Raw genomic sequence first — 16,656 nt, 5'->3', positions numbered from 1 at the left:
TGATGGAGCAGCAGCAGGGGGCAGAAGATGTGCCGGTCATTTATCTCCACGAGATAAAGCGGCAGTACTTGCAGGGCGAGGTGCCGCTGACGATCCTCGACGGCGCCAAGCTGGCGCTGTGGGCCGGCCAGTCCGTCGCCCTGGTGGCGCCGTCTGGCTCCGGCAAGTCGACGCTGCTGCACATCGCAGGGCTGCTGGAAGCCCCCGATTCCGGCGAGGTCTATGTCTCGGGCGCGCCGACCTCGCAGCTGCCCGACATCGAGCGCACGCAGCTGCGCCGCACTGATATCGGCTTCGTCTACCAGTCGCACCGGCTGCTGCCGGAATTCTCGGCGCTCGAGAACGTCATGCTGCCGCAGATGATCCGCGGCCTGAAGAAGTCCGAGACCGTCAAGCGTGCCAAGGAGATCCTGGGCTATCTCGGCCTCGGCGACCGCATCACCCACCGCCCCGCCGAGCTGTCGGGCGGCGAGCAGCAGCGTGTCGCCATCGCCCGTGCAGTGGCCAACGCGCCGCGCGTGCTCTTTGCGGACGAGCCAACCGGCAATCTCGACCCCGGCACCGCCGAGCACGTGTTCCAGGCGCTGATGCAGCTGGTCAAGGCGACGCATGTGTCGATGCTGATCGCGACCCACAACATGGAGCTCGCCGGCCGCATGGACCGGCGGGTCTCCCTGTCGCACGGTCAGGTGGTCGAGCTCGATTAGCTAACCGAAGCCAGTCGCAGGCGCGTTCACCTCTCCGGAGGGAGAGGTGCAGTCCCGACGCGGCGTGCGTTCAACGTCAAAATAACAACTGCGAAAACAACCCCATGCACAGTAGCCAAGTGCTTGGTGGGACTTCCGAAAAAATCGGCGACGGCGCTGCGCCGCGCGCCTCGGGACTCAGGGCCTGATTACCGTCGATTTGAACGGCCCGCCATTGGCCGCGGCGTGCTCCACGGCGGCATTGGCGTGATCGAGGTCGAAGGCTGTCGTCTCATACTCCTCCAGCTTGAGCAGTCCCGCGCGTACCAGCGCGACCAGGCGAGCCGCGGCATCGCGCGGGTACATCCAGACGCCATGGATTGTGATGCATTCGCGCATGATCCAGTTGTAGGGCAGCTCCAGCCCTGGACCGCCCTGCATGTTGACGCCGCCCATCAGCACGATGCGGCCGTTGGGCCGCACCGTCATGATCGCGGCGCGCACCACCGTCGTGGCGACGGAGGGCGGCATGATATCGAACGCGCAATCGATCGGGCCAGGCGCTGCGCGCTTCATCAGTTCGCGGTCGTCATTCTCGTTGCCCGTCAGCTTCACCGGCCTGACGCGCGTGCCATGGCGACGCACGAGTTCGGCCAGCATCTTCTCGTTTCGGCCCGGCGCCACGACACAGGCCGCGCCCATCGCGAGCGCCACGGCCACGGCGGCACTGCCGAAATTGCCGGTCGCGCCGCTCACGAGCACGGTCTCGCCGGCCTGCAGCTTTGCTGTAAGGAAGCCGCCATAGGGCACGAGCATGGTGCCGAGCACGCTCCATTGCGTGGCTTCTGCTTCGCTGAGTTCGCCGAGCCGCGTGAGGTTCTCCGTCGGTACCATCATCCGCTCGGCGAAGGAGCCGTGGTGGAAATGTTTTTGTAGCCGCATGCCGCCTTCGCCGCGCGCGCTCACACCCTGCAGGTGAATGTCGGGAGCGACCGCGTCATCGCGCGAGCGCACCGTGGGATCGCAGAGCACCCAGTCACCCACGGACAGTTTCGTTGCGTCCGGGCCGACCGCGCGTACCCGGCCGACCCCGCCGGCTCCGGGAATGACGGGCAAGTCCAACGCGTACTTGCGTTCACCGCTGAACACTTCCTTGGAATAGGACAGCACGCGGGTGGCGACGACATCGACGATCACCTCGCCGGTGCCCAGCACCGGTTCGGGGACGTCCTCGATGACCAGCGGGGATCCGAAAGATTTGAGTACGGCAGCCTTCATGATGTTGACCTTCGTTCGCACCTCATTGTGAGGTGCACGGAATATGCAAGGGCTGTCGGCGGGCAGGAAGGCCTGGTATTATCCTAGTATTGTCTTGTCCCTCCCTACGGGAGCACGTCATGGCCGACCCCCGCCGCGTCGAATTCGGCGACTTTCTGCGGTCCCGCCGCGAGAAGCTCACGCCAAAAGCGGTCGGACTTCCCCTGACCTCCAGGCGGCGTACCGCGGGGCTGCGTCGCGAGGAGGTGGCTCAACTCGCCGGGATCGGTGTCGATTGGTACATCCGGCTCGAGCAGGGCCGAACGGTCAGCCCGTCGGTCGCCACCATCGATGCGCTCGCCCGTGCGCTGCGGCTCAGCAAGACCGAGCATGCGCATCTGAAAGCGTTGGCCCGTGACGGTGCGAGAAACGCGTTCACCCGCGAGATCGTGCCGCCGCCCATCCGGCGGATGATCGAGAGCCTAGAGCAGCCAGCCTACATCACCGGGCGTCGCTGGGACGTGCTGGCCTGGAACGCGGCGGCCGAGGAGGTCTTTGGCTTCGGTCAGTTCCCCGAGGAGGATCGTAACACGCTGCTTCTGGTGTTGACGAACAAGCAGACGCGAAAATTCTACGGCGCGAGCTGGACCGACGTTGCCAAGCGCATGGTGGCGATGTTTCGCGCCACCCACGACGTCTGGGCCGGCGATCCCGCCTTCACGGAGCTGCTGATGCGGCTGCGCGAGGGCAGTCCGGAGTTCGTCAAATGGTGGGGGGCCCACGACATCCGCAGCACCATCTCGGGCCGCAAGACCATGAACCATCCGAGCAAGGGCGTGCTGCAGTTCGAGCACACCAGCTTCCAGGCCAACGACGATCCCGCGCTGAAGCTCGTGATCTATACGCCGGTCTAAGCCCGCTTCAGAGCGCGCTTCCGCCGTATCACGCCACGTCCGCTCTGCAGGACCGCGAGGTGCTCCCTTAGCCGGGGAACCTAAGGGCCATCCTACGGTTACCGTTTCATCATTATGCAGGTGGAGCGAGGGACGTGTTCGGGGTTGACCGATGACGAGAGCGACCGAGGGGGCCTCGGCCGATCGCAACGCCGTCTTGGCTACCCTCGGCGATCATATTCGAGAGATCGGCAGCCCCGACGATCTCGCCTATGCGGCGGCGGAGCTGCTGGGCCGCAGTCTCAATGTCAGCCGGGCAGGTTACGGCACCGTCGACACCTCAGCAGAGACCATTACGATCGCGCGCGACTGGAATGCGCCTGGGATCTCGAGCCTGGCCGGTGTGCTGCGCTTTCGCGACTATGGCAGCTATATCGAAGACTTGAAGCGGGGTGAGACGGTCGTCTGCGCCGATGCTGAAAAGGACCCTCGCGTCGGCGACCGCGCCCGAGCTCTCGAGGCGATCTCGGCGCGCGCATTCGTCAACATGCCGATCTCCGAGCCCGACGGGGTTGTGGCGCTGTTGTACCTGAACAATGCCACGCTCCGCGAATGGAGCCCAGCCGAGCTGGAGCTCATCCGCGAGGTTGCCGAACGCACCCGCACCGCGGTCGAACGTCGGCGCGCTGAGAGCGCGGTGCGCGAGAACGAAGCACGGCTCCTCTTCCTAGACGCTCTCAACAAGCAAACGGCCAAGACGCGCGATGCGGACGGCGTCATGGCGGTGACGACGAGAATGGTCGGTGAGTATCTCGGCGTCTCCAGCTGCGCCTATGCCGACATGGATCCTGATCAGGACGGCTTCACCATCCGCGGGGATTGGGCGGCCCCCGGTGCGATGCACATATTGGGGCACTACAGCCTTGCCGACTTCGGCGAGAAGGCGGTGCGAGAGCTGGGCGCCGGGCGGCCCCTCATCATCAACGACAATCTGAAGGAAATCGCTCCCGAGGAAGCCGCCACTTTCCAGCGCATCGGGATCGGTTCGACGATCTGCATGCCCTTGGTGAAGGAGGGGCGCCTGACCGCCTTGATGGCCATTCATCATCGCGGCCCCCATCTGTGGACGCCGCGCGAACTTGCCTTGCTCACCGAAGTGACGGAGCGATCATGGGCCCACATCGAGCGCGTACGATCGGAGCAGGCGGCGCGCGAAGCTGCCGAACGGCTGGTCCTCGCCAACAAGGCCGCAGGGATCGGCACCTGGGACTACGATCCGGTCAACGATATCCTTCGATGGGACGCCCGCTGCAAGGAGGTGTTCGGTCTCTCACAGGACGCCGAGGTCAGCTATGAGGGCTCATTCCTGAAAGGCATTCATCCCGACGACAGGCAGCGCGCTCATGAGGCCGTCTCGAACGCGCTACAGCCCAATTCTCCGGGAAGCTACAACATCGAATACCGGACCGTCGGCATCGAGGATGGCGTCGAGCGCTGGATCGCCGCAACGGGCCACACGATCTTTTCCAATGGTCAGGCCACGCGATTCATCGGGACTGTGCTCGATATCTCCGTCCAAAAGAAGACCGAACGTCATCTGCGAATCCTCAACGATACGGGAGCATCGGTCGCCCGCGAACGCGATCTCGACAAGATCGTCCAGATCGTGACCGATGCCGGCGTCGAGCTGACGAGTGCCCAGTTCGGAGCGTTCTTTTATAACGTCCTGTCGACGGACGGCGGCAGCTACATGCTGTATTCGCTGTCCGGCGTGCCGCGATCCGCTTTCGAAAACTTCCCGATGCCGCGCGCCACCGCCGTGTTCGAGCCGACGTTCAAAGGCACGGGCGTGGTGAGGTCGGACGACATCCTGCAAGACCCGCGCTATGGCAAGAATGCGCCGCGGAAAGGCATGCCCGAGGGCCATCTCCCGGTCCGGTCATACCTGGCGGTCCCCGTGGTCTCGCGCAGCGGCGAAGTGCTCGGTGGGCTTTTCTTCGGTCATGCGGAGGTCGGTCGATTCCACGAAGAGCACGAGGCCGCATTGCTCGGCATTGCCGGCCACGCCGCGACCGCGATCGACAACGCCCGGCTGCTGACCAGGCTCGAAGCGCTCAATGCCGAGCTGGAGCAACGTGTCGCCGACGAGATCGCCGAGCGCATGAAGGCCGAGGAGCAATTGCGGCAATCGCAGAAGATGGAAGCCGTCGGGCAATTGACCGGAGGGATCGCCCACGACTTCAACAACATGCTGGCCGTCATCCTCGGCAGCTTGAATCTCGCCAAACGGCGGCTCGGCAAGGGCGAGCTCGACATTGACCGCTTCCTCGAGAGCGCCATGGATGGTGCGAACCGCGCCGCCACCTTGACGCAAAGGTTGCTGGCGTTCTCGCGACAGCAGCCTCTTGCGCCCGAGGTCGTGGACATCAACAAGATGGTCGGTGAAATGAGTGAACTGCTCGAGCGCTCGCTCGGCGAGCTCGTCCGTCTCGAGACGGTGTTGGCGGCCGGCCTATGGCGCGTCAAGGCAGACCCCGCGCAGCTCGAAAGCGCTCTCGTCAATCTTGCTGTCAATGCACGCGATGCCATGCCGAACGGGGGCAGGCTGACGATCGAAACCGCCAACGCCTCGATAGACCCAAAATATGCCCGCGAATACGCGCTGCAGCCCGGGCAGTACGTTCTCGTTGCGGTGACGGACAACGGCACGGGCATTGCGGCGGACGTGCTGGGAAAGGTCTTCGATCCGTTCTTCACGACCAAGATCGTCGGCAAGGGGACTGGCCTTGGCCTCAGCCAGGTCTACGGCTTCGTGCGGCAGTCCGGCGGCCATGTCAAAATCTATTCAGAGGTGGATGTCGGTACGACCGTGAAGATCTATCTTCCACGCTTCGCGGGCGAGGAGCCTGTCTCAACTCCGTCGCACGGCGTACCACATCCCGGTGCAAGTCTGCAGAGCGAGACCATCCTCGTCGTCGAGGACGACGAGCGGGTCCGCGGCATCTCCTCCGAAAGCCTGCGCGAGCTTGGTTATACCGTCGTCGAGGCCGCCAGCGCCCGGGAGGCGATCGGCAAAATCGAAGGCGGTTTCGTTCCGGATCTGCTGTTCACGGACGTCGTCATGCCCGACATGACCGGTGCCGAACTCGCGGCCGAACTGTCGAGACGATACCCGGATCTGAAAGTGCTGTTCACCACCGGCTACACGCGCAACGCGATCGTCCACAATGGCGTGCTCGATGCCGGCAAGCATTTGCTGTCCAAGCCCTTTGCGATCGAAGACCTGGCCGCCAAGGTCCGCTCGCTGCTCGACGAGGGGTGAATGAATGTTGCGCGTTGAATCGCCCCGCGGGGCGATGTCCGACGTCATTTCAAGGCGACGGAGCGGGCCGAGGGTTTGTGCTGACGGTCAGTTGGGGGGCGGGCGTCCAAGGGCTCTCGGGCCAATGAGCTGCCTGCCAGGGAGCCGCTTTCCCAGGCGTCGTCGGCCAGGAGCTTGTCGGGCCCGGCGTCGGCAATGCGCAGGATGCCTTGAGCCGAGCCCATTGTGACGGCAGGCCCGCCAGGTCGAGCTCGAATGTCATGACGTCCGTCTTGTCGTCCGCGATCGGCGTGCTTTCGCGGACATGCAGGGAGCGGGAGGCCAGTATCGCCTTGATCATGTCGGCATCGATGTTGCCGCGCCAGACCTCGTACTTGCCGGTCCGCAGCGGAGCTCCTCCGGCGGTCTTCTCTTTGTCGGCATCCGCCGCGATCAGGATCGTGCTCTTGCGGCCGCTTCGTCGACCTCGGCCACAAATGTCAGCGGCGCGCCCTTGCTGCTTTCGCAAGACAGCCGCAGCTCCATCGTTCGGAACGCGGAGCCGTTCGCCTTCTTTGCGGTCGCGATCTTGCGGACGAACGGCCGGGCCTCCTTCTCCAGCGACCAGTTCGTCTCAGCGAGCGGTCGCGTGTCAATGCCGAAACCGTACAGCTCGGATCGCGTCAGCACGTGCAGGCTTTCGAACTTCACCGTCCGGACGAGGGAGTCGAGCTCGCGGCTAATTCCCATCGCCGCGATGAACGCGGCGCGATCGCGATCGGCCGCCAGGAGCCGGCGACGCCTGTATTCTGCGACCGCCGCCGGATCGGGCCGTCCGTCGAAGGCGAGCACCAGCCTGGAATTATGGACCGCCATTGTGGCGTCGGGGGCGACCTCGCGCGATGCCGCCCCGAGAAACAGGTATGCGCAGGCCGAGTTGCACATGGCACGGTTCGTGGCGAGTTCGGCCTCGACCTCGCCGCTCGCGTTCTTGAGCTTCAGGCAAGCGGCGTCTCCCTGCGTGCCCGCGGCGCAGGCGGTCGCGACCGTCCGGCCAACCCTGGCAACCGCCTTGCGGCTGCGCAGCAACCGCGCGATCGCGTAAGACTGCTCGACGTTGCCGCCTGGCGAATGGAGATAGATCGGACGCTGCAGGTCCTTGACGGCGGCGAGGAAGCGGCGAATGCGCAGCGCAGCCTCCCGATCGATCTCGCCCTCGATGGCGATCCAGCGATCGCAGCCCGGGCCGCATGCGTCGGCTGGCCCCTTGGCGAGATAGATCGTCAGCCTGGAGGTAAATCCGGTTTTCTCGGCCGGCGCTGCTTCGGCATGCAAAGTGCCGGGAAGCAAGAGCGAGGCAAGGAGCAGGATGCGGGCGAGCATGGATCGACTGCGCGAAAGGAAAGTTTGACCGGACGCTATACGATGACTGGCGCGGTCACAACTTGCGCTCGCCATGCGCATTTACTCGGACAGCCGGCCGGCAATGCTGCGCCGAGAACGCTCCGGCGCCTCGGTTCGCACCTCGCTGCAGCCAACTCGATCACCCGGAACTGGCGGCGGCGCGGCCCGGGCGGCGAGGGGCGGGGACGTTCGGTCGGATCAGAGGTTCGCGCGTGAAGCTCCGCTCGTCGGGAGAATGCCGGTGGGGGCGAGCATGAGCGAGGCGCGGTGCTCTCAGCGAGGCAGCAGAAGGGGTGATCGTTCGAACGTGCGCGGGCGAGCTTGCGAGTGGTGACGAATGTGATGAAAGTGAGCGAAAACATGGCGACAATTTGGATACGGAACTCGAGCGTGTCTTTCGATTCTCCCATCACGCGAATGTGCGCGCGACGATGTTGCGCGCGCATGCAGTTTGTCTCGCCTCGGCGACATTGAAAGTGCTGAAGACCCTTGTTTCAAAGGGTTTCCGCGCACGTGCCGATAAACATTTGTTAGTGAGCAAGGTCCTTTCGATCGCACCTGTTGCCTCGTGGTTACAGCAATTCCGTCGATCGCTGTTATGACGACACCACGGCCGGGGGGCCCACTGAAGAAACTGGAACGGGAATCAAATGAAGAAGAATTTGTTGCTTGCAGCTGTCAGCCTCGTCGCGCTCAGCGCGGCTGCGCCGGCACTTGCGGCAGATCTCGCGGCACGGCCCTACACCAAAGCACCGCCGGCGGCGATCGCTGCGGTGTACGACTGGAGCGGCTTCTACATCGGTATCAACGGCGGCGGCGGTTCGGCTGACACGTCGTGGGATCTGGTCGGCTTCGGTCCGGAAGGCTCCCACAACTCGACCGGCGGCACCGTCGGTGGCCAGATCGGTTACCGCTTTCAGTCCGGCCAGTTCGTGTTCGGTCTCGAGGGCCAGGGCAACTGGGCCGACTTCTCGGGTGACAACATCAGCGGCCTCACCGGACTCCGGAATCGTACGCGGGTCGACGCGTTCGGTCTGATCACGGGTCAGGTTGGCTACGCCTGGAACAACGTCCTGCTCTACGCGAAGGGCGGTGCGGCGGTCGTCAGCAACAAGTACGACGTCTACAGCGTCGTGACGGGTGCGAATCTCGACCGGGCCGACGAGACCCGCTGGGGTGCCACGGTTGGCGCGGGCCTCGAGTTTGGTTTTGCTCCGAACTGGACGGTCGGCGTCGAGTACAACCACATCTTCCTCGGCGACCACAACGTCACCTTCGCCAGTGGCGCTGTCGAACGCATCGGGCAGGACATCGACATGGGTCTCGTCCGCCTGAACTACAAGTTCGGCGGCCCGATGATCGGCCGTTACTGAGACTGACCGCTCCACGTGAGCGGCTGACGAAAGCCCCGGCCTCGGCCGGGGCTTTTTTGCTGTTTGTCTTCAGCGAGTTAACCATCTCCTTTCGGCGGCTTCCGGATCGCTTGACTCCATAGAACGAAATGAGAACAATGTTCTTCATACGTTCCAACAAGGGAGCAGGCCATGTTCAGGGTTTTCGTGGAAGAAGCCGCCGCACTGGCGTCCATCACGCTGTTCGTCGGGATGATCGCGATCTGGGCCCAGGTCATTCCGCAGCTCTAGGCCGGCTTTCTCCGACCTCTTGGGGAAAAGCGGGACGACGCGCCCAAGCGGCCGCTCCGGCGTGGACTCTCAAGCTGTGAGACCCCACCATTGAGAGGCGAGTCGGCCGCGAGTGCATGATGCCTTGAGGCGCCGACGACCGCTCCATCTCATCTGCAAGAGGCCGTCACGCGACCATGCCGAGCGCCGGATTTGTCCACCTTCACGTTCACTCGGCCTATTCGCTGCTCAAGGGCTCGATCAAGATCGCCAAGCTCGCCGAGCTTGCCAAGAAAGACCACCAGCCGGCGCTGGCGCTGACCGACACCGACAATCTGTTCGGCGCGCTGGAGTTCTCCGACAAGATGGCGGGCTCCGGCATCCAGCCGATCGTCGGCTGCGAGCTCGCCATCGATTTCGGCGATCAGGATCCCAACGCGCGCAACGCGATGGGGCCGTCGCGCGTGGTGCTGCTCGCCGCGCAGGAACGCGGTTATCGCAGCCTGATGCGGCTGAACTCGCGCGCGTTTCTGGAATCTCCGGACAGCCATGCTCCGTTCATCAAGTTTGACTGGCTCGAAGGCGAGACCGAGGGCCTGATCGCGCTGACGGGCGGGCCGGACGGGCCGATCTCGCTGGCGCTCGCCGGCGGCATGGCCGAACTCGCCGGCGCGCGGTGCGAGCGTCTGGCTGCTCTGTTCGGCGACCGTCTCTACATCGAATTGCAGCGCCACAACGCCGAGAAGGAGCGGCGCGTCGAAGGCGGCCTGATCGACATCGCCTACGCCAAGGGACTGCCGCTGGTTGCGACCAACGAGCCGTATTTCGCGACCACTGACGATTACGAAGCGCATGATGCGCTGCTCTGCATCGCCGGCGGCCGGCTGATCGCCGAGACCGACCGTGTGCAGCTGACACCGGATCATCGCTTCAAGACGCGCGCCGAGATGGCGGTGCTGTTCGCCGACATTCCGGAGGCGCTGGCCTCGACGGTGGAGATCGCCGAGCGCTGCTCGTTCCGGCCGATGACGCGCAAGCCGATCCTGCCGTTCTTCACCGTCGGCGCCGCGGCGAGCTCGGACGCCGCCGCGGTCGAGGCGGCCGAGCTGAAGCGGCAGGCGGAGGAGGGGCTCGCCAACCGTCTGCGCGTGCACGGCCTCTCTCAGGGCACGACGGAAGAAGACTATAACAAGCGCCTGGCGTTCGAGCTCGACGTCATCATGCGCATGAAGTACGCGGGCTACTTCCTGATCGTGTCCGACTTCATCAAATGGGCCAAGGCTCACGGCATTCCGGTCGGGCCGGGCCGCGGCTCCGGTGCGGGCTCGCTGGTGGCGTGGGCGCTCACCATCACCGACCTCGACCCGATCAGGTTCGGCCTGCTGTTCGAGCGCTTCCTCAATCCGGAACGCGTCTCGATGCCGGACTTCGACATCGACTTCTGCCAGGACCGCCGCGGCGAGGTGATCAGTTACGTGCAGCAGCGCTACGGCCGCGACCAGGTCGCGCAGATCATCACCTTCGGTACGCTGCAGGCGCGCGGCGTGCTGCGCGACGTCGGCCGCGTGCTGCAGATGCCCTATGGCCAGGTCGACAAGCTGACCAAGCTGGTGCCGCAGAATCCGGCGGCGCCGGTGACGCTGGCGGCCGCGATCGAGAGCGAGCCGAAGCTGCAGGCGTTCCGCGACGAGGATCCCGTGGTGGCGCGCGCCTTCGACATCGCCCAGCGTCTCGAAGGCCTGACCCGCCACGCCTCGACCCACGCGGCCGGCATCGTGATCGGCGATCGCCCCTTGAGCGAGCTCGTGCCGCTCTACCGCGATCCCAAATCCGACATGCCGGTGACCCAGTTCAACATGAAATGGGTCGAGCCGGCGGGCCTCGTCAAGTTCGACTTCCTCGGCCTGAAGACGCTCACCGTGCTCGACGTCGCCTGCAAGCTGCTCAAGCCGCGCGGCATCGATATCGATCTCGCCACGCTGCCGATCGACGACGCCGAGAGCTACCAGATGCTGGCGCGGGGCGAGGTGGTCGGCGTGTTCCAGGTTGAAAGCCAGGGCATGCGGCGGGCGCTGATCGACATGCGCCCCGACCGTTTCGAGGACATCATCGCGCTGGTCGCGCTCTATCGGCCGGGCCCGATGGCGAACATCCCGACCTATTGCGCGCGCAAGCACGGCGACGAGGAGCCGGAATATCTGCATCCCGTGCTGGAGCCGATCCTGAAGGAGACCTTCGGCGTCATCATCTACCAGGAGCAGGTGATGCAGATCGCGCAGGTGATGTCGGGCTATTCGCTCGGCGACGCCGACCTGTTGCGCCGCGCCATGGGCAAGAAGATCCGCGCCGAGATGGACAAGCAGCGCGACATCTTCGTCGCGGGCGCGGTGAAGAACGGCGTGCCGAAGGGGCAGGCCGAGACCATCTTCGAGCTGCTCGCGAAATTCGCCGACTACGGCTTCAACAAGAGCCACGCGGCGGCTTACGCGCTGGTGTCCTACCACACCGCCTACATGAAGGCGCATTATCCAGTGGAGTTCATCGCCGCGTCCATGACGCTCGATCTGAACAACACCGACAAGCTCTCCGAATTCCGCTCGGAGGCGCAGCGGCTCGGCATCAAGGTCGAGCCGCCGAACATCAACCGATCGGGCGCGACCTTCGAGGCCGGCGAGAACACGATCTACTACGCGCTCGCCGCGCTCAAGGGCGTCGGCATCCAGGCGATCGAGCAGATCATCGCGGAGCGCACCCGGGGCGGCCTGTTCACCTCGCTTGCCGATTTCGCCGCGCGCGTCTCGCCGCGCGCGATCAACAAGCGCATCATCGAAAGTCTCGCCGCCGCCGGCGCCTTCGATACGCTCGAGCCGAACCGGGCGCGCGTCTTTGCCGGTGCGGACGCGATCCTCGCCGCCTGCCAGCGCGCGCATGAAGCTGCGACCATCGGCCAGAACGACATGTTCGGCATGTCGGCGGATGCGCCGACCATCATGCTGCCGCAGGTCGAGCCGTGGCTGCCGGCCGAGCGGCTGCGCCGCGAATACGACGCGATCGGCTTCTTCCTGTCGGGGCATCCGCTCGACGATTACGCGACCGTGCTGAAGCGGCTGCGGGTGCAGAGCTGGGCCGAGTTCTCGCGCGCGGTGAAGACCGGCGCCACCGCTGGCAAGGTCGCCGCGACCGTGGTCTCGCGCATGGAGCGGCGTACCAAGACCGGCAACAAGATGGGCATCATGGGGCTGTCCGATCCCACCGGCCATTTCGAGGCGGTGCTGTTCTCGGAAGGCCTTGCGCAATATCGCGACGTGCTGGAGCCGGGCGCGGCCGTGCTGCTGCAATTAGGGGCCGAACTTCAGGGCGAGGACGTCCGCGCCCGGGTGCTGCATGCCGAGCCGCTCGATGACGCCGCGGCGAAGACGCAGAAGGGCCTGCGCATCTTCCTGCGCGACACCAAGCCGCTGGACTCGATCGCCAAGCGTCTCGCCGGGCCCGAGATGGCAGCTTCGAACGGCGGCGCGCCGAAGGTCGGCAGTCCCGGCATCGCACCGCGCGGAAACGGCGACGGCGAGGTCTCGCTGGTGCTCATGCTCGACCTCGAGACCGAGGTGGAGATGAAACTGCCCGGCCGCTTCAAGGTCTCGCCGCAGATCGCCGGCGCGATCAAGGCGGTGGCGGGCGTGGTCGACGTGCAGCAGCTCTGACATTGCGCGCATCGCTGCAAACCAAAGCTTAACTATTTGGCCCGCACTTGGTTTCAAAGTTGCGCCAGCGCAGCTATCAGTTGTCGTCTCGGCAATCTCGTTCGGACCGGAAACCACGGGAGAAAAACACCATGTGCGACCAATGTTCTGACGACCTGCATCAGCCGGTTACTCCCTCCCGGCGCGCCATGATGCTGTTGGCCGGTTCAGCATTTGCGTCCGCGGCCATTGGCGGCTCCGCGTTGGCCAAGGAGGCGAAGGCGCCGCCGAAGCCGCAGAACGTGTTGTCGCCCGATGCGGCGCTGAAGCGGCTGATGGAAGGCAATGCGCGCTATGTCTCGGGCGTGTCGCGCCGCCACGACTTCAAGCACGAGCGCGAGGCGCTGGTCGGCGGTCAGAATCCGTACGCGGCGGTGTTGAGCTGCGCCGATTCCCGCATCGCGCCCGAATATGCCTTCGACAGCGGACGCGGCGACCTGTTCGTGTGCCGCGTCGCCGGAAATTTCGCTGGCGACGAGACCGTTGCGAGCATGGAGTACACTGTCGCGGTGCTCGGCACGCCCCTGATCCTGGTGCTCGGCCACGACAATTGCGGCGCGGTCGATGCGACGATCAAGTCGCTGAAGGACGACAAGCCGCTGCCGGGACACATCCCCTCGCTGGTCGCTGCGATCGCGCCGGCGGTGAAGGCGGCGGCGCAGCAGAGCGGCAATGCGCTCGACAACGCCATCCGCCAGAACGTCGTCGACAATGTCGCCAAGCTGAAATCGGCCGCCCCGATCCTCAACGCGGCAGTCGAGCAGGGCAAGCTCAAGGTGGTCGGCGGCATCTATCGGCTGAGCACCGGGACCGTCGAGTTGCTCGCCCAGGGCTGAGAGCATCGGGCGTGGGATGGTCGCGCCTCTTCCAGGGAGAGGCCGGCCGGCGGATTATCCCGTTGACGCTCCACACAGTGGTCGCCGGATGCTGTTGCAACCAAGTGGTGTTTCCCACTAGGATGCTTCCGGGGAATTTCTGGGGGCGTGATGTTGCTGCGTGGACTGGTACTGTTCGTGGCCGCCTTGTTGCTGTGCGGCTGCGAAACCGCAAGGAGCGGGCTCGACTATGCGGCAGCAGAGCGAAAGATCGGCCCACCAAAAGCAGGGCAAGCACGTGTGGTCGTCCTGCGCGAAAAGGGCTTCGGCGGGATTGGCGATTCCGACTGGGCATTCAGCATCGATGGAATACCGGTCAAAGGTCTGAAGACCGGGACATACGTCTATGTCGATCGGCCCGCAGGCCAGCATCAGTTCGTGGCGGAAGAGGCGGCGCTCGGTGTCACGCGCGTTGACTTCACCGCGCGATCGGGCCAGACCTTGTTCTTCGTTGCGCGCTACAGCGAGCGAAAAAACGCGATGATCGCAAATTCGAGTACGGGATTGCTCGGCTGGGGCCTCACGCTCGCGATCACCTCTGGGTACAAAAATCAGGGGCCGCTGGATTTCATGCCGCTGGAGGAGCAGGCTGCGCGGACGACGGTTGCAGAGCTCCGACTGGCCGAATAGGCGAGCGGGAGGCGTTTGTTGGTTTCGGCATCGCGGCATGGCGTGAATTGAGGGCCAAAGGCGGGAAGCCCACCTCGTCTTGCATCTTACGCTGGGCTCGCGCAGGCAGCGGCGCGGCCATGTCGTCGCCTCAATCCGGTCATCTCGTTCAAGTGCCATTCAGCTCGCCGCGCGCCTGATACGCGGTGGCCACCTCAACGACAAAAGCGGGCACAGCCATGCGCGGGACGCTCAAAGTCTTTCTCTGCCTTCTCCTGCCGATGGTGGCCCTTGCCGCGGGCACGCCGCATCAGGCCCGCGCCCAGCAGCAGGAGAAGCGCATCGCGCTCGTGGTCGGCAACGGCGCCTATGCCAAATCGCCGCTGGCGACCACGGCGAACGATGCCGGCTTGATCGCGCAGACGCTCCAGGCCGCCGGCTTCGACGTGGTCGGCGCGCGCGATCTCGACGGCGACACGCTGCGCAAGAGCCTGCGCGATTTCATCCAGAAGGCCCAGGCGTCCGGACCCGGCACCGTGGCGATGATCTATCTTGCCGGTTATGGCGTGCAGCTCGCCGGTGAGAACTATTTCATCCCGGTCGATTCCAACATCAGCCGCGACACCGACATACCGACCGAGGCCCTGCGCATCAGCGACTATGCGCGCCAGCTCGCATCGATTCCGCTCAAGGCCAATATCGTCGTGCTCGACGCAGCCCGTGCGCAGCCCTTCATCGAGGGCGGTCAGCCGATCGCGAGCGGTCTGGCGCTGGTCGAGCCCGAGGCGAACATGCTGATCGCCTTCAATGCCGCGCCCGGCACGGTGGCGCCGGAGGAGCCGGGGCCCTACGGCATCTACGCGCAGTCGCTCGCCGAGATGATCCGCACCGGCGGCTTGCCGCTGCCCGAGGTGTTCGAGCGCGTCCGCCTGCGCGTCAACGAGGCCTCCAAGGGTGCGCAGGTGCCCTGGAACGAGCAGAAGATCTCGGCGCCATTCTCGTTCTTCGAGCGCGCGCCCGATGCGCCGCCGGCGGCTGCGCCCGACCAGGTCGCCGCGATCCGGAGCAAGCCGATCCGCGATCTCGGCGTGCAGGACGCCTATGCCGCCGCGCTCGAGCGCGACACGCTGGCGGCCTATGAGGAGTTTCTCGCGGCCTATCCGAATGATCCGCTTGCCAAGCGCGTGATGGCGATCGTTGCCGCGCGCCGCGAAGCCATCACCTGGCGGCGGACTTACCGGACGGACACGCCGGAGGCCTATTGGTCGTATCTGCGCCGCTATCCGCGCGGGCCGCATGCGGCGGATGCGCGGCGCCGCCTTGCGATCCTCACCGCGCCGCCCGAGCCGCCGCCGACCTTCGCGATGATCGACTACGACGTGCCGCCACCGCCGCCGGAGGAGGTGGTCTATGTCGATCGCCCGGTGCTGTATTTCAGCGATCCCGATTTCGGTTTCGCGCCGCCACCGCCACCACCGGTCTATTATCTGCCGCCGCCGCCGCCTGATTTCGTCGTGTTGCCGCCGCCGCTGCCGGTGGTCGGCCTGTTCGTGCTGCCGCAGCCGGTGTTCGTGCCGATCCCGGTGTTCGTGAGGCCGCCGGTCTATGTCGCGCCGCCACCGAACAACATCATCTACCAGAACATCCACAACACCACGGTCATCAACACCGTCATCAACCGCCCACCGGCGCCGCCGCCGGCCACGGGGCCGGCGCTCGGATCTGGGATCGGACCTGGCAATCTGGCGCCGGCCGTTGCCGGCCGCGCCACGCCGGCAGGACCGGCCGTGCCGCAGGCGGTCGTTCAGCGCGCCGCCCTGATCCAGCAGGGCAAGGCGCCGATGCCGCCGAGCGCAACCATCCAGCCGACGGCGAGGCCCGGTATCGCGACACCAGCTCCTGCCAATGTCGCCCCTGGCACGACAGCGCCGCCGCCCGCCGGCGCCAAGCTGCCGCAGGCCAATACCGTGCCGCCGGGAGCTCCCGGCAGCCCGCCAGCCGGAGCGGCGTCGCCCGGAGTTGGGACGCCGGGAGGCACACCCAGTCCGACCGCAAATGCTCCCGCCGGCAGCGCCGCTACAACCCCGCAAGCGCTGGCCCCGACCAAGCCGCCGCCGGCCAATACGCTGCCGGTGCCGGGATCTCCGGGCAGCCCGCCGGCCGGAGCGCCGCCCGCGACGGGGACGCCCGGCGGCACGCCCAGTCCGAGCGCGAACGCTCCCGCCGGCAACGCCGCAGCAACCCCGCAAGCGCTGGCCCCGACCAAGCT

The 16,656-nt window shown here is 65.6% G+C and carries 11 protein-coding genes; 9 read left to right on the top strand and 2 right to left on the bottom strand.

Annotated features, from left to right (window positions below; genetic code table 11):
• The first annotated feature begins 2 nt into the window (after window positions 1-2).
• The gene (locus tag ACM43_RS02880; protein ID WP_036025279.1) at window positions 3-707 is read left to right on the top strand and encodes an ABC transporter ATP-binding protein; all 705 of its coding nucleotides are present in this window, start codon (window positions 3-5) and stop codon (window positions 705-707) included.
• A 177-nt stretch (window positions 708-884) separates the two neighbouring features.
• On the opposite strand, the gene ACM43_RS02875 is transcribed toward ACM43_RS02880, so the two are convergent.
• Complete coding sequence (locus ACM43_RS02875) at window positions 885-1,964, bottom strand: quinone oxidoreductase family protein (protein WP_271538001.1); 1,080 nt, start codon at window positions 1,962-1,964, stop codon at window positions 885-887.
• Between the two features lie 119 nt (window positions 1,965-2,083).
• Here ACM43_RS02875 and ACM43_RS02870 point away from each other — a divergent pair, with 119 nt between their 5' ends.
• Window positions 2,084-2,857, top strand: coding sequence for a helix-turn-helix transcriptional regulator (locus ACM43_RS02870; protein ID WP_271538000.1), 774 nt, complete (start codon window positions 2,084-2,086; stop codon window positions 2,855-2,857).
• A gap of 151 nt (window positions 2,858-3,008) precedes the next feature.
• On the top strand, window positions 3,009-6,158 hold the full coding sequence (locus ACM43_RS02865; protein WP_271537999.1) for a GAF domain-containing protein: 3,150 nt from the start codon (window positions 3,009-3,011) through the stop codon (window positions 6,156-6,158).
• A 432-nt stretch (window positions 6,159-6,590) separates the two neighbouring features.
• On the opposite strand, the gene ACM43_RS02860 is transcribed toward ACM43_RS02865, so the two are convergent.
• Window positions 6,591-7,520 carry a hypothetical protein gene (locus ACM43_RS02860; protein ID WP_271537998.1) on the bottom strand — a complete coding sequence of 310 codons (930 nt, stop codon included), beginning with the start codon at window positions 7,518-7,520 and terminating at the stop codon, window positions 6,591-6,593.
• 314 nt (window positions 7,521-7,834) lie between these two features.
• Between ACM43_RS02860 and ACM43_RS02855 the strand changes: the two genes are divergently transcribed.
• The 6 genes from ACM43_RS02855 to ACM43_RS02830 form a co-directional block, all read left to right on the top strand.
• Entirely contained in the window at window positions 7,835-8,143 is a 309-nt protein-coding gene (locus ACM43_RS02855; RefSeq protein WP_271537997.1) for a hypothetical protein, read from the top strand.
• 48 nt (window positions 8,144-8,191) lie between these two features.
• A complete protein-coding gene (locus ACM43_RS02850; RefSeq protein WP_271537996.1) occupies window positions 8,192-8,914 on the top strand; it encodes an outer membrane protein in 723 nt (240 codons plus the stop codon).
• Window positions 8,915-9,360: 446 nt separating this feature from the next.
• A complete protein-coding gene (dnaE, locus tag ACM43_RS02845) occupies window positions 9,361-12,864 on the top strand; it encodes a DNA polymerase III subunit alpha (RefSeq protein ID WP_271537995.1) in 3,504 nt (1,167 codons plus the stop codon).
• 131 nt (window positions 12,865-12,995) lie between these two features.
• Window positions 12,996-13,739 (top strand): carbonic anhydrase, encoded by a 744-nt coding sequence (locus ACM43_RS02840; protein ID WP_271537994.1) that lies wholly within the window; start codon window positions 12,996-12,998, stop codon window positions 13,737-13,739.
• 150 nt (window positions 13,740-13,889) lie between these two features.
• Window positions 13,890-14,408: a hypothetical protein gene (locus ACM43_RS02835; RefSeq protein ID WP_157283589.1), complete on the top strand. Its 519-nt coding sequence runs from the start codon at window positions 13,890-13,892 to the stop codon at window positions 14,406-14,408.
• A 218-nt stretch (window positions 14,409-14,626) separates the two neighbouring features.
• On the top strand, window positions 14,627-16,656 hold a 2,030-nt coding region (locus ACM43_RS02830; RefSeq protein ID WP_271537993.1), incomplete at its 3' end, for a caspase family protein.

The sequence above is a fragment of the Bradyrhizobium sp. CCBAU 45321 genome, from assembly GCF_028128975.1.
Classification (GTDB): domain Bacteria; phylum Pseudomonadota; class Alphaproteobacteria; order Rhizobiales; family Xanthobacteraceae; genus Bradyrhizobium; species Bradyrhizobium yuanmingense.
The sequence above is the reverse complement of the archived record's forward strand: the minus strand, read 5'-3'. Positions and strand labels throughout refer to the sequence as shown.

Bases quoted from the DNA above. Each gene is read 5' to 3' on its own strand.
- ACM43_RS02880 (WP_036025279.1), top strand. From the start codon at position 3: ATGGAGCAGCAGCAGGGGGCAGAAGATGTGCCGGTCATTTATCTCCAC.
- ACM43_RS02875 (WP_271538001.1), bottom strand. From the start codon at position 1,964: ATGAAGGCTGCCGTACTCAAATCTTTCGGATCCCCGCTGGTCATCGAG.
- ACM43_RS02870 (WP_271538000.1), top strand. From the start codon at position 2,084: ATGGCCGACCCCCGCCGCGTCGAATTCGGCGACTTTCTGCGGTCCCGC.
- ACM43_RS02865 (WP_271537999.1), top strand. From the start codon at position 3,009: ATGACGAGAGCGACCGAGGGGGCCTCGGCCGATCGCAACGCCGTCTTG.
- ACM43_RS02860 (WP_271537998.1), bottom strand. From the start codon at position 7,520: ATGCTCGCCCGCATCCTGCTCCTTGCCTCGCTCTTGCTTCCCGGCACT.
- ACM43_RS02850 (WP_271537996.1), top strand. From the start codon at position 8,192: ATGAAGAAGAATTTGTTGCTTGCAGCTGTCAGCCTCGTCGCGCTCAGC.
- dnaE (WP_271537995.1), top strand. From the start codon at position 9,361: ATGCCGAGCGCCGGATTTGTCCACCTTCACGTTCACTCGGCCTATTCG.
- ACM43_RS02840 (WP_271537994.1), top strand. From the start codon at position 12,996: ATGTGCGACCAATGTTCTGACGACCTGCATCAGCCGGTTACTCCCTCC.
- ACM43_RS02835 (WP_157283589.1), top strand. From the start codon at position 13,890: ATGTTGCTGCGTGGACTGGTACTGTTCGTGGCCGCCTTGTTGCTGTGC.